Raw genomic sequence first — 12,699 nt, 5'->3', positions numbered from 1 at the left:
GACGCTGGGATGGACAAGACAGCGCAATTTTCTGAGTTGCTTGCTCAAGCGGAGAAAGAACGGCGAGGGGTTTCTCCCCTCACCGAATTAGATCCAAATATCACCATCGAGGAAGCGTATCAAGTACAATTGTTGACCATTCAGAAGAAAGTGGACGCCGGTCAGAAGGTGGTTGGCAAGAAGATTGGATTAACCTCCCTTGCTATGCAAAAATTGTTGGGTGTGGATCAACCGGATTACGGTCATCTACTGGATGGGATGGTTGTGGAAAATGGAGGAGCAATCTCGTGGAATCGAGTTCTTCAACCCAAAGTTGAAGCAGAAGTGGCTTTTGTATTAAAAAAAGATTTGATTGGTTCCAAAGTGACGGCTACGGATGTTCTGATGGCCACAGAATACGTGCTCCCCGCTCTTGAAATTGTAGACAGCCGCGTAGCGGACTGGAAAATCAAATTGCAGGATACGGTGGCTGACAATGCCTCTTCGGGTCTCTATGGGCTCGGGGGAAAACCTCTTACGGTTGATCAACTTGATCTGGCTCAAGTCGGGGTTGTCCTGTACAAAAACGGTGAGATCATGAACACAGGAGTCGGTGCAGCGGCGTTGGGACATCCTGCTACCTGTGTAGCCTGGTTGGCCAATAAGTTATCTGAATTTGGAATTCCCTTGAAGGCTGGAGAAGTAATTCTATCCGGTGCTTTATCCGCGGCGGTTAATGCAGAACCGGGAGATCATTTTCAAGCAAGGTTTGCCCACCTTGGGGAAGTGAACGTTCGTTTTATCGAATAATTTGACATGATATTGCAAAGTTGAGGAGTGAGAATTCATGTCCAAAGTGAAAGTTGCTGTTCTGGGCTCTGGAAATATTGGTACGGATCTAATGATGAAGTTGGAACGTTCAAATGTTCTCCAATTAACCACAATGATTGGGATTGACCCGGATTCAGATGGATTACGGCGAGCGAAAGAACACGGATATGAAGTCATAGTTACAGGGATTGAAGGTTTTCTTGAACGTCCAGAGCTAGCTGATATTGTTTTTGATGCTACCTCGGCGAAAGCTCATATCCGTCACGCGAAATTGTTGAGGGAAGCGGGGAAAATGGTTCTTGATCTGACGCCTGCTGCCGTTGGTGCTTTGATCGTACCTCCTGTTAACTTAGGGGAACACTTGGAAGCCGATAATGTCAACCTCATTACCTGCGGTGGCCAAGCGACCATCCCGATTGTTCATGCTATAAATCGAGTATGCTCTGTTGAGTATGCTGAAATTGTAGCGACCATCTCAAGCGAAAGTGCGGGACCCGGAACACGGGCCAACATTGATGAATTTACCCAAACGACTGCACGTGGGATTGAAGTCATTGGTGGGGCTAAAAAAGGGAAAGCCATTATTATTTTGAACCCGGCTGAACCCCCGATTCTCATGAGAGATACCGTATATGCCCTGGTGGAAGAAGGAAGCATGGACGAAGCAGCGATTACTCGATCGATTCAAGAAATGGTAGAAACGGTACAGTCTTACGTACCTGGATACCGTTTGCGAACAGAACCGATTTTTGACGGAAATCGGGTCACTGTATTCTTGGAAGTTGAAGGGGCTGGAGATTATTTACCGAAGTACTCAGGGAATCTCGACATTATGACCGCTGCGGCTGTAAAAGTAGCTGAAGAGTTTGCTAAACATCATCTGGCCAAACAAACCGTGTAGAAGGAGGGGAAATCAATGACACAACAACGTCAAATCTATATAACCGAAGTGGCCTTGCGCGACGGAAGTCATGCCATTGCCCATCAATATACTGTAGATCAAGTACTAAAAGTAGCAAAAGAGTTAAACGAAGCCCATGTACCTTATATCGAGGTGTCTCACGGCGATGGCCTGGCTGGTTCCTCTTTGCAATATGGAATATCTCGGACTAACGAATTCGAATTGATCGAGGCGGCGGTATCCGTTTGTGATGAATCGAAAGTAGCGGTATTGTTATTGCCTGGCATTGGCACGATGAAAGAATTAAAACAAGCTGCCCATTTGGGAGCAAAGATGGCCCGAATTGCTACTCACGTGACCGAGGCAGATGTTTCCGCACAACATATTGCTCTAGCTAAGGATCTTGGGATGGAAACGGTAGGGTTTCTCATGATGTCGCACATGGCGTCGGTGGAAAAGCTTGTAGAACAAGCGAAGTTAATGGAAAGCTACGGGGCGGATACGGTGTATGTGGTTGACTCTGCAGGAGCCTTGCTTCCTCATGAAGTGAAGGAACGCATTCGTGCTCTTCGTCAACATGTAGACATTAACATCGGTTTCCATGGCCACAACAATTTGTCTTTGGCGATGGCCAATACCCTGGTTGCGATTGAAGAGGGGGCCACACGGATTGACGGCAGTGTGCGTTGTTTGGGGGCTGGTGCCGGAAATACGCAAACGGAAGTATTGATTGCCGTTTTGGATCGTCTAGGGATAGATACCGGGGTTGATCTCTACAAAATGATGGATCTTGCTGAAGACATTGTTGCGCCAATTCTTCAAGTTCCACAAGAGATCAACAGGGACAGCCTGGTTTTGGGTTATGCCGGTGTCTATTCCAGCTTCCTGCTTCATGCTCAACGGGCAGCAAAGAAGTTTGATATCGATTCCCGGGATATCTTGATTGAACTAGGCAAGCGTAAAGTAGTGGGCGGTCAAGAAGATATGATCGTGGATGTGGCAGCAGAAATTGCGAAGAAAAAGCTTGAAGCTGTTGTCCGCTAGGGGAGGAATAAGAATGAGCAGTGTCGATTATAAATCCATCGCCAGTTTTTTACATCTGGCGGAAGTGGAAAAACGTGAAGTGGTTCGGATTACGAAAGAAACGCCTCTAAGCATTGAGGACGCGTATCGGGTACAAGAAGAATTGGTTGCTCTAAAACTCGAACAGGGACATCGGATTGTTGGACCTAAAATGGGGTTAACGAGTCGAGCGAAAATGAAACAAATGAATGTGGAAGAACCCATTTATGGCTATATATTCGATTATATGGTTGTGCCTGATGGCGGAAGCATAAAGAGGCAGGAGTTAATTCACCCCAAGGTAGAGGCGGAAATTGCTTTTATTATGGGAAAAGATATCGAAGGTCCTGGCATTACAGGGGCTCAAGTGCTTGCTGCTACCGAATATGTTGTACCTGCACTCGAAATTATTGATAGTCGTTATGAGAATTTTCAATTTACGTTACCCGATGTCATTGCAGATAACGCCTCATCCTCAAGAGTGGTAATTGGGAATCGTCCTATTCGACCGGATCAATTAGAACTTGATTTAGTAGGAGTCACCTTGTTTATTAACGGAGAGATTAAAGATCTGGGAGCGGGGGCCGCTGTCGTTGGACATCCGGCTAACTCCATCGCCATGCTGGCCAATATGCTGGCAAGAAGGGGAGAAAAAATCAAAGCCGGAGACGTGATTTTAACCGGCGGCATTACGGGCGCTGCGATGTTATCTGTTGGCGATACGGTTTTGGCTAAAGCAGACGGTTTAGGGGAAGTTTCCTTTAAGGTGTCAGAATAGAAAAATTTTTCGATAATGGAGGTTTACCATGCCGATTGTAAATATTCAAATCATGCAGGGGCGGCCGGAAGAGAAGGTCAAGGAACTCATCCGGAACGTAACGGAAGTTGTTTGCGCTACACTTGATTCGCCGAAAGAAAACGTTCGTGTTCTTGTGACGGAGGTTCCCAAAACCCACTGGGGTATCGGAGGAACCCCAGTCTCTGATATACCAGGCAGATAGAGGAGGGATTCACATTGACGATTGAATTAGGCATGCTTGTACCCCATACTCCAAGGATGTGCCATGAAGATAAAGCCCCTGATTTTCTAAGAGAATTAGTTCAGGGAATGCACGAAGTTGCAAGTGTCATTGAAACCGTTAAACCTGATGCCTTGCTTCTTGTTTCCTGTCATTGGATGTCCAGTTTTCATCATTTTGTGGATGCGACACCCGAACACAAAGGAGTCCTAACAGCATTTGAATGTCCGGAGCTGATTTCGGATGTTCCTTATTATCATCCGGGTGATGAAGAACTGGCTAGCCAGTTGGTGGAGGCGGGGCAAAATGCAGGTCTTCCTGTTGTAAAGGTAAACGATCCCACTTATGTATGGGATTATGGTACAGTTGTCCCTCTTCGATACCTTCTTCCGAAAGGCAATATCCCTGTCATTGATCTTTCAGTATGCTGGGCAGCCAATCTGGAAGAAACATATTTATGGGGACAGCAGATTGGAAAGGTACTGCGTGAAAGTAACAAACGGGTTGTTTTTGCGAGCAGTGGGGCTCTTTCTCATAATCTTATAAGAGGTCCTCACTTTATGCCAACGCTTGCCGAACAAGCTCTCGATAACCAGTTTCTCGAGTATTTGCACCAAAATGATCTTTCGTCGGCTTGGAAAATGCTCCCTCAGTATGCAAGAGCGGCAGGCGTTGAATCTGGAGGGCGACATTTGGCGCTGCTGCTCGGTGTATTAGAAGGAAGCTATCAAAGTCAATATTACGGTTATGGTCAATCTTCGGGCAGTGCCAATGTGGTCATGACTTTTAAACCGCAATAAAACAATAATTTCATATTGTTGAAAAAATGGGAGGCAGACATGCTGGGTAAGGAAGTACTAGTTTTATAGTCTGGCTCCCTCTTTGGAAATTGTTTTTAACAGAGCAGCAATCGGTAACATTTAAAAAATAGTGCAGGATAGGTTACCTACTCTACGGGGTCAACAGCTACTGGGGACACATTAGATTTACCTTAAATTTGTAAGCGCTTTCGAGCAGAGGACGAAGGACTTAAGTCAGTGACCCTGCTGATCCTCTGAATATTGGCTGCCATGGATGTGATAATTCCCGTAAATAGTCAGGAAGAAGCCATTCAAATAGTCAATAATTATAAATTTGTCAAGTTAGATACGACTGTTTGTTCACCCTATCTCCTATAAAAAAGTAAAATTCTTACACAATGAAATTCATTTCGAGGAGCGATATAAATGGAAAAAAAGGGATGGCAGCGGTACCACACAATTTGGGCAATGCTATTTTTGGGATGGTTTGTTTCATATGCCGACCGTACATTAACAGGACCGGTCGTGACTTGGATGATTGAAAATAAAGTGTCTTTATTACAGTCTGCGGCAAATCCTCATGCACTTGGAGGACTTTTGGGGAGTTTATTTTTCGCTGGATATATGCTTACCCAATTCCCGGGGGGCTACTTTGGGGATCGTTTCGGTTATCGAACCATAGTCATTGTAAGTATTGTTTGGGCCGGCATCACCACTCTTATTTCCGGTTTGTTCTCTGGGTTAATCATTTTTATAGCTTTGCGGGTATTAACCGGATTAGGCGAAGGAGTATTTTATTCAAACGATCGATCCCTCATCGCTCAAGTAACGCCTCCCAACAAAATAGGTTTGGGTATGGGCGTTGTAATAAGCGGTCTTTCTACCGGCTTAACAGTGGGGTTGCTTGGCACTCCTTATCTTATTAAATCATTTCAACCGATCTTGGGAAATGAGTCATGGAAAGTTCCATTTGTGGTTATGGGACTCATAACCTTAATCACAGCTCTATTGATGTACAAATACATGAGACCCCTCAATTTTGATAACACAACCCGGGAACCCTTCGGGAAGGCATTTTTAAATTTGTTTAAATATTCCATCGTCTTTTTTGCGGTTATCATGGGGATCTACTTCATTACCGATTATCTAAAGATGACGCCTGCAATGATTGGGGGGGTGTTTACAGCACTTGCCATTGCTTTTATCTACTATGTCTATAAAACAAAAACATCTGAAGTTGGCCCTATTCTCAAGGATCGGAACTTAAACTTAATGTATGTTGGATACATCGCGGTTTTATGGCATTTATGGTTTTATGGATTCTGGTCGACAGCAATTGTCAAAGATTTCGGAGGGGGAGCTTTAACGACCGCCGCATTGATTGCTTCTTTTAATGCTTTGGCCGGTTTGATCGGGTTTCCTGTTGGGGGAAAAATCTCTGACATGGTTGCTCACAAGACGAATGGACGGCGCAACGTGTTAATTGGATTAACAGCTACCTTAACATTTCTCATCTTTATCTTCGCTTTTTATGTAATGAGCGGTTATAAAGATCCTGTTGTGATGTCTATTCTTCTGTTCTTGTCGGGTCTCTTCTTCTTTGCTTTGCAGCCGGTTGCTCAGGCGATGACGTCTGAAATGGCCCCTCCTGAACATCGAGGATCGGCGTTTGGGATGTTAAATCTCGTATCTGAAATTGGAGCTTTATTATCACCTGTCATTTCCGGGGCGATGCGTGATTATACGGGAGGTTGGGGAAGTGCCCTGCTCTTGGATGGAGCTTTGATGGCTATCAGTTGTCTGATCTATATGGGAATTAGGGCAAAACAAGTATCTATCATAAACGCTGGAGATACGAAGGCATCCGTATAATAACGTTTAAACCAAGTATTATGAAACTAGCATTTAATAAGTGTAAGGGGGTTTGAAGAATTGATGAGCAGAAACAGCCTAAATGCGAAAATGTTTCAGACGCTGAAACAAAAAATGGCGGAGGGATTATTACCTCAGTGGGTGGTAACGGATCCGGAAATCTACGTATTGGAAATCGACAAGATATTTGGTCATACCTGGCAATTTTTGGCCCATGAATCTGAATTAAAGGAACCGGGGAGTTATGTGACACGATGGATGGTCAACGATCCTGTGCTGCTTGTCAAAACCAATTCTGGAGAGTTTAAAGCTTACCTCAATTCTTGCACTCATAGAGGTACACACCTGTGTACAGCAGATTTCGGAAAAAAGAAAACGTTTACTTGTCCCTATCATGGATGGAGTTTTAACCTTGAGGGAGATCTCATTGGTATTGTAGCAGGAGACAAGGTATACGGACAGGAGATGAAAAAAGATCAATGGTCTCTTCGGCCGATTCCGAGGATTGGGATCTATCAAGGAATGATCTTTGGAAACTTGGATCCGAATGCCATGCCTTTGGAAGATTATCTTGGGGATATGAAATGGTATTTCGATATTTTGCTGGGTAGAAGCGATGGGGGAATGGAAGTCAGAGGAGTCCCTCAACGTTGGGTAGCCCAAGCCAATTGGAAAATGACATTCGAAAACTTCGCTGCGGATCCCTATCACGTTCAAACGACTCATCGATCCACAGTTGAAATGGGAATCAGTCCCAAAGACCCCTTGTATGCTGGGTACGGACACCAAGTCGTTTTAGGACATGGGCATGGCATCAATGTTATCACGTCTGCTACAGGTCGATCTGCCTATGCATTCCAAGGAATGCCTGAGTCAATGTGGCCGATGTTCGAAAGAAACTTAAGTCCAGAACAATTCGAGATCTTATCGAAAACGACCGTCTTTGTGGGAGGGGTTTTCCCAAATCTTTCATTTGTAAGCCCCGTGCATGGAACAGAGGGACATTTGCATAACTATTTAAATTTTCGGCTTTGGAGACCTTTGGGACCCGATAAAATTGAAATCTGGTGTTGGTTTATGATTGATAAGGCGGCTCCGGAAGAATACAAAGAAGAAGCCTATAAAGGGTATATTGGATCATTCGGGCCTTCTGGGACATTGGAGCAAGACGACACTGAAATTTGGGCTCGCATGGTTCAGGCCAGTAAAGGGATTATGGCACGAGATAAAACACTGAGCTACAACAATGTCTGCAATTATCTGATGGGATTCGATCGAGTTGAGCCCGATGAAACCTTCCCTGGACCCGGTATCGCTTATCCAACCTGTTACCTTGATTCCTTATCAAGAAGTATACATGAATACTGGTTAGAACTGCTCACCAGAGATCTTCCTATTGACGGGGGGAAAAACGCCAATGAACTCGAAATTACAATACCAAATTAGCAATTTTCTTTACCATGAAGCCTATTTATTGGATCATCGGAAATATGAAGAATGGTTGAACTTGCTGGCCGATGATATCGTGTACCGAATGCCTGTGCGTGTCACGACGGAGGGGAAAAATGGATCCAATCTTGTCGATGACATGACCTATTTTGAGGAAACGAAAAAATCACTCACGACAAGGGTGAAAAGGCTTTATACAACATCTGCGTGGGTCGAAAACCCGGCTCCACGACAGCGGCATTTCATAAGCAATATCTTTATTGAACCCGGATTACAGTCTGAGGAATATCAAGTACGAAGTTATTTTTTATTCCTGCGGAGCAGAGGTTCAGACCTGAATGCCGAACAATTATTTGGAGAGCGGGCGGATGTGTTGCGAAAGGAAAATGAAGGATGGAGAATCGCATCACGAACCATTTATCCTGACCAGGCTGTTTTAGGGGTTATGAATCTGAGTATGTTTTTGTAGGTAGCGTAAAGAGACTTCCCGATCGAAGACTATGAAGAAGGCTGTTGTCTCAATCAACAGCCTTATTTTTCCGACTTTCAACTTGCAATAGATGGGACATTTCGTTAGCGGACTTCATTACAAGCTCAATAAGATTCGGAATCGTACGGGTGTTAATACGCTGTATCGGACCCGCAATAGTGATTGCGGCGACAACTTGACCCTTGGGATTTCGAATTGGAGCCGAGATAGACGAGACTCCTTCATGCAGTTCCTCAACACTCAGGGAATATCCCTGTTCTTTGATTTGCTTTAAACGGTTGAGTAAAGTGGTTGAATCGGTAATCGTTTTCGATGTATAACGCTCTAATTTTTTTTGCAAAAAGTCCTCGATGACTTTGGGTGGCTGGTGAGCGAGTAATACTTGTCCGGTACTGGTGCAATGGGCTGGATTCCGTTTCCCAAGATAGGAAAGCAAACGAACAGGATGGGAACATTCCATTTTGTTGAGATAGATCACCTCAAAACCCCTTAAAACTCCAATATGAGCTGTTTCATTGGATCGTTGGACAAGGACTTCTAAAACCGGGTGGGAGATCTTATGGATTTCGGACTGCCAGGTTACAATATTTCCAAGAGCAAGAATAGATGTTCCCAAGCGATACAATTTCGTATGTTGGTCCTTCGTAATAAAACCTTCGGTCATCAGCGTCGTTACCAAGCGATGGGCAGTGCTATTGGCAATCCCCAATCTCCCGGCTATGTCACTGATCCCCAGCTCAGGCTCATCCAATGAAAATAAATCTAATAGGTGCAGCGCACTTTCTAAAGTCGTAAAACGCTTTTCATCTTTTTCGTCTTTGGTCATATGTCCCTCCTAATTTTTTTTATGGTGCATTTGTTATCAGTTTCAATAAACCCGAGTTGTTTGGAAAGTTTCTGTCCCGCAAGATGAAGAATTTGAATGTGATAGGGAGACTGATGTTCCGACATTCTTTGTTTCGGACCAACAACGCTAATAGCAGCAATGACCGCTCCAGTGTAATCCCTTACAGGGACAGCGATGCTTACTACGCCCTCATGCAGTTCATCTATGGCAATCGAATATCCCTTGCACCTGATATCCATCAAATTTTCCCGAAGTTTCTCAGGATTGGTAATGGTGTTTGGACCATAGGGGTACAGTTCGGATTCTAAAACTCTATGAATCACTTCTTCGCTCTGGTAAGCAAGAATGACTTTTCCCGCACTGGAGCAGTAGGCCGGATTTCTTTTTCCTATGTGGGAAAGAAGGCGAACAGGATGTTTGCATTCCACTTTATGAAGATAGACTACATCGTTACCTTCCAATACACCGAGATGTGCAGCTTCACCTAATTGCTCCACTATATCTTGCAGGATTGGTAGAGATTCTCTATGAATTTCCAGAGTATTGGTAATCACCCCAGTGAGCCCTAATAGAGCTAGTCCCAGACGATATTTACTATTTATTTCATTCTTCTCAAGATATCCCTGTTTTAATAAGGTGGCAATCAGACGGTGAGTGGAGCTTTTGCTTAATCCTAATCTGGAAGAGATTTGGGTGACTCCGAGCTCAGGTTCATCCATCGAAAACAGACGGAGGATTCTCATCGCATTTTTAACTGAATGGAGAAGATAATCTCGCCTGTCCATAAGTACTCACCTCATAAAAATTTTTGTTGTTCTGTATAGAAGAATCTAAATCTTCTAATTGGTACAACAATATTATATCATCATCAACAGAAGGTTGTAAGCGTTTTCGACCATAGAAATATTCCTAATGTTAGAAAAATGATAGCAATCAAAAAAGGGGGACGTGAATATGCGCACACAAGTTGGAATTATCGGAGCTGGCCCGGCAGGACTGATGCTCTCGCACCTTTTACATCTTCAAGGAATTGAGTCCATCATTATCGAAAGCCGCACCCGCGAAGAAATCGAGGGAACGATCCGCGCGGGTGTGCTCGAGCAGGGCACAGTGGATCTGATGAATGCGACGGGTGTCGGTGAGCGGATGATGCGGGAGGGGCATTTCCACCATGGGATTGAACTGCGCTTTAATGGCAACGGCCACCGGATCAACATGCATGAGCTTACCGGCGGGAAGAAGGTCACGGTATATGCCCAGCATGAGGTCATCAAGGATTTGGTTGCCGCCCGGCTCAAGGCGGGTGGGGAGATCATTTTCAATGTCGGCGATGTAAGCCTGCACGATTTCGATACCCTGGCACCGAAGATCCGTTTCCGCAAGGATAAGAACGGCGATCTCCAAGAAATAAACTGTGACTATATTGCCGGTTGTGACGGCTTCCATGGTCCAAGCCGGCCTTCCATTCCGGCAACCATCCGCAAGGAATACCAGAAAATTTATTCGTTCGGCTGGCTTGGCATCCTCACCGAAGCACCGCCGTCAGCACCCGAGCTAATCTACTCCAATCACGAGCGTGGTTTCGCCCTGCTCAGCACGCGTTCGCCGGAAATCCAGCGTCTCTACATCCAGGTCGATCCCAAGGATGACATCGCCAACTGGTCTGACGACCGGATCTGGTGGGAACTCCATGAACGGCTTGCCACCAAGGATGGCTGGAAACTGATCGAGGGTCCGATTATCCAGAAGGGTATTGTCGCGATGCGCAGCTTTGTCTGTGATCCGATGCAGTATGGCAGACTCTTCCTTGCCGGTGACGCAGCGCACATCGTTCCGCCGACTGGTGCCAAGGGGCTCAACCTGGCCATCGCGGATGTCCAGGTCTTGGCACGTGGCCTCGATGCCTTCTACAAATCTGGAAAAACTGAACTGCTCGAGAGCTATTCCGCAATCTGTCTGCGCCGTGTCTGGAAGGCAGAACGCTTCTCTTGGTACATGACTTCTATGTTGCACCGTCATGATGACCATACCCCGTTCGAGCGTGGCATTCAGCTCGCCGAATTGGATTATGTGACTTCCTCACGTGCAGCAGCGACCAGCCTTGCAGAGAACTACGTAGGTTTGCCGATGGAGTGGCCCAACGCTTCAGATGAAGGTTCATTCACGCTCAAGCGACTTATATCTTAGCGGATGTGAAGACATTCACTGAACTGGCTCAAAAATATCTTTCTTGTTAGCTGTCACAGCATGGACCCCAGTACCCCCTGTCAAACTCAAAGTTATGTAAAAAGAGAATATAACTGGAGGTGCTGAAAGCGGCGAGGTGAGACGATGGGTTTTACATCAAAAAGCTGAGGGGAAGAGAATGTCCCTTTGATTTTCCGCTTTTTAAACATGACGCGGATTGGCACGTTCCCGAGATGAGCGAGGGCACAGGGGTTTTGTGCTTCACGGATGCTTGGCGGATAATTTGAAAAAACGATTCGATCTAAAAAGAGATAGCCCTAACTTTCCTACGACTGTAGTAAGGTGAAGGGCTATCGCTGCATGTTCTGAAACGCTCCATATCAGGTCTCAGCGGCTCTGATTATGTCACACTCAGATTTGTACCCAATTTTCGCCACCGTCTATCGTTTTATAAAGGTGATTATTATTGGTGAGTAAAAATCCGATTTTATCAGTGACAAACTGAATTTGGGATGTATTGGTTAAATAGATGTTAGGTGTTATTTCTGCCCAACTTGTTCCGCCATCTGTTGTTTTATAAAGCTTGCTGCGATCACCGCCAAAAGCCCATCCATGGTTCCTGTCTTTAAAAGTCACCGCCATGGCATAACCGTCTCCGATGTTATCAAGCATTTTCGTTTGCTTCCATGTTTCCCCTCCATCTTCAGTTATATAAAGCATGAAAGCATTTTTTGGATGACTGAAAGTAACAGGGAGAACCCCGTTTTTCGTGTCGAAAAATTGGGGAGCATGGATGAATTTCCAGTTGGACTTGCAGTCTTCAGGGAAAGGCAGATTTTGGTGAAACCATGTCTTTCCACCATCCCTGGTTTTAACTAGCCAAAGGTTATCCGGATAATTTCCCCACTGATCACTGCTTCGACCGGTCCATCCATGTACGGTATCTCTAAAATAATTTGAGCCCCCGAAGGGAAGTTGATTGGGTCTGTTTGTTCCATAGCCGGAGACTTCGAACCAATGCATACCACCATCCTCAGTATGAAAAAGCTCTCCTGATTGACTATGACCACCGCTCATGAGCTCGAGCCATCCGTATTTTGAATCCAGAAAATAAAAAGCGACTCCCCCATCAGTAGTACGGTACACAATCTGGGATGACATCTCATAAGTCCAAGCCATTTCACCATTTAAGAAATAAGATCCCCATGCTGCTTCTCAGCACCAGCAGAAGGATGAAAATAACCTCATGTCGAACTGAATTC

13 protein-coding genes are annotated in these 12,699 nt (G+C 45.1%); 10 read left to right on the top strand and 3 right to left on the bottom strand.

Annotation, left to right across the window (positions count from 1 at the left end):
* The first annotated feature begins 9 nt into the window (after nt 1-9).
* From ACFO8Q_RS03890 to ACFO8Q_RS03850, 9 genes are all read left to right on the top strand, one after another.
* Complete coding sequence (locus ACFO8Q_RS03890; RefSeq protein WP_380024428.1) at nt 10-789, top strand: 2-keto-4-pentenoate hydratase; 780 nt, start codon at nt 10-12, stop codon at nt 787-789.
* A 37-nt stretch (nt 790-826) separates the two neighbouring features.
* Complete coding sequence (locus ACFO8Q_RS03885) at nt 827-1,711, top strand: acetaldehyde dehydrogenase (acetylating) (RefSeq protein WP_380024427.1); 885 nt, start codon at nt 827-829, stop codon at nt 1,709-1,711.
* 15 nt (nt 1,712-1,726) lie between these two features.
* Entirely contained in the window at nt 1,727-2,755 is a 1,029-nt protein-coding gene (gene dmpG, locus ACFO8Q_RS03880; RefSeq protein WP_380024426.1) for a 4-hydroxy-2-oxovalerate aldolase, read from the top strand.
* Nucleotides 2,756-2,768: 13 nt separating this feature from the next.
* Nucleotides 2,769-3,551: a 2-keto-4-pentenoate hydratase gene (locus ACFO8Q_RS03875; RefSeq protein ID WP_380024425.1), complete on the top strand. Its 783-nt coding sequence runs from the start codon at nt 2,769-2,771 to the stop codon at nt 3,549-3,551.
* Between the two features lie 28 nt (nt 3,552-3,579).
* Entirely contained in the window at nt 3,580-3,774 is a 195-nt protein-coding gene (locus tag ACFO8Q_RS03870; RefSeq protein ID WP_380024424.1) for a 4-oxalocrotonate tautomerase, read from the top strand.
* 14 nt (nt 3,775-3,788) lie between these two features.
* On the top strand, nt 3,789-4,592 hold the full coding sequence (locus ACFO8Q_RS03865) for a DODA-type extradiol aromatic ring-opening family dioxygenase (RefSeq protein ID WP_380024422.1): 804 nt from the start codon (nt 3,789-3,791) through the stop codon (nt 4,590-4,592).
* A gap of 426 nt (nt 4,593-5,018) precedes the next feature.
* Nucleotides 5,019-6,464, top strand: a complete 1,446-nt coding sequence (locus tag ACFO8Q_RS03860) for an MFS transporter (protein WP_380024420.1) — start codon at nt 5,019-5,021, stop codon at nt 6,462-6,464.
* A gap of 63 nt (nt 6,465-6,527) precedes the next feature.
* Nucleotides 6,528-7,910, top strand: coding sequence for an aromatic ring-hydroxylating oxygenase subunit alpha (locus ACFO8Q_RS03855; RefSeq protein WP_380024419.1), 1,383 nt, complete (start codon nt 6,528-6,530; stop codon nt 7,908-7,910).
* Entirely contained in the window at nt 7,882-8,382 is a 501-nt protein-coding gene (locus tag ACFO8Q_RS03850; protein ID WP_380024418.1) for an aromatic-ring-hydroxylating dioxygenase subunit beta, read from the top strand. The genes ACFO8Q_RS03855 and ACFO8Q_RS03850 overlap by 29 nt, the downstream gene beginning before the upstream one ends.
* A 49-nt stretch (nt 8,383-8,431) precedes the next feature.
* On the opposite strand, the gene ACFO8Q_RS03845 is transcribed toward ACFO8Q_RS03850, so the two are convergent.
* The gene (locus tag ACFO8Q_RS03845) at nt 8,432-9,229 is read right to left on the bottom strand and encodes an IclR family transcriptional regulator (RefSeq protein WP_380024417.1); all 798 of its coding nucleotides are present in this window, start codon (nt 9,227-9,229) and stop codon (nt 8,432-8,434) included.
* Nucleotides 9,226-10,035, bottom strand: a complete 810-nt coding sequence (locus ACFO8Q_RS03840) for an IclR family transcriptional regulator (RefSeq protein WP_380024416.1) — start codon at nt 10,033-10,035, stop codon at nt 9,226-9,228. Before ACFO8Q_RS03840 ends, ACFO8Q_RS03845 begins: the two co-directional genes overlap by 4 nt.
* Nucleotides 10,036-10,204: 169 nt before the next feature.
* Between ACFO8Q_RS03840 and pobA the strand changes: the two genes are divergently transcribed.
* Nucleotides 10,205-11,437, top strand: a complete 1,233-nt coding sequence (pobA, locus tag ACFO8Q_RS03835; protein ID WP_380024414.1) for a 4-hydroxybenzoate 3-monooxygenase — start codon at nt 10,205-10,207, stop codon at nt 11,435-11,437.
* Nucleotides 11,438-11,848: 411 nt separating this feature from the next.
* On the opposite strand, the gene ACFO8Q_RS03830 is transcribed toward pobA, so the two are convergent.
* Complete coding sequence (locus ACFO8Q_RS03830) at nt 11,849-12,514, bottom strand: WD40/YVTN/BNR-like repeat-containing protein (protein WP_380024413.1); 666 nt, start codon at nt 12,512-12,514, stop codon at nt 11,849-11,851.
* Nucleotides 12,515-12,699: the final 185 nt, after the last annotated feature.

It is taken from the genome of Effusibacillus consociatus, assembly GCF_042652925.1.
Classification (GTDB): domain Bacteria; phylum Bacillota; class Bacilli; order Tumebacillales; family Effusibacillaceae; genus Effusibacillus; species Effusibacillus consociatus.
This window is presented reverse-complemented; position numbering and strand designations above follow the sequence as displayed.

Excerpts from the sequence above, each read along its gene's own strand:
- ACFO8Q_RS03830 (WP_380024413.1), bottom strand. The coding sequence starts at position 12,514 with ATGAGCGGTGGTCATAGTCAATCAGGAGAGCTTTTTCATACTGAGGAT.
- ACFO8Q_RS03840 (WP_380024416.1), bottom strand. The coding sequence starts at position 10,035 with ATGGACAGGCGAGATTATCTTCTCCATTCAGTTAAAAATGCGATGAGA.
- ACFO8Q_RS03890 (WP_380024428.1), top strand. The coding sequence starts at position 10 with ATGGACAAGACAGCGCAATTTTCTGAGTTGCTTGCTCAAGCGGAGAAA.
- ACFO8Q_RS03860 (WP_380024420.1), top strand. The coding sequence starts at position 5,019 with ATGGAAAAAAAGGGATGGCAGCGGTACCACACAATTTGGGCAATGCTA.
- ACFO8Q_RS03845 (WP_380024417.1), bottom strand. The coding sequence starts at position 9,229 with ATGACCAAAGACGAAAAAGATGAAAAGCGTTTTACGACTTTAGAAAGT.
- ACFO8Q_RS03855 (WP_380024419.1), top strand. The coding sequence starts at position 6,528 with ATGAGCAGAAACAGCCTAAATGCGAAAATGTTTCAGACGCTGAAACAA.
- pobA (WP_380024414.1), top strand. The coding sequence starts at position 10,205 with ATGCGCACACAAGTTGGAATTATCGGAGCTGGCCCGGCAGGACTGATG.
- ACFO8Q_RS03850 (WP_380024418.1), top strand. The coding sequence starts at position 7,882 with ATGAACTCGAAATTACAATACCAAATTAGCAATTTTCTTTACCATGAA.
- ACFO8Q_RS03885 (WP_380024427.1), top strand. The coding sequence starts at position 827 with ATGTCCAAAGTGAAAGTTGCTGTTCTGGGCTCTGGAAATATTGGTACG.
- dmpG (WP_380024426.1), top strand. The coding sequence starts at position 1,727 with ATGACACAACAACGTCAAATCTATATAACCGAAGTGGCCTTGCGCGAC.
- ACFO8Q_RS03870 (WP_380024424.1), top strand. The coding sequence starts at position 3,580 with ATGCCGATTGTAAATATTCAAATCATGCAGGGGCGGCCGGAAGAGAAG.
- ACFO8Q_RS03875 (WP_380024425.1), top strand. The coding sequence starts at position 2,769 with ATGAGCAGTGTCGATTATAAATCCATCGCCAGTTTTTTACATCTGGCG.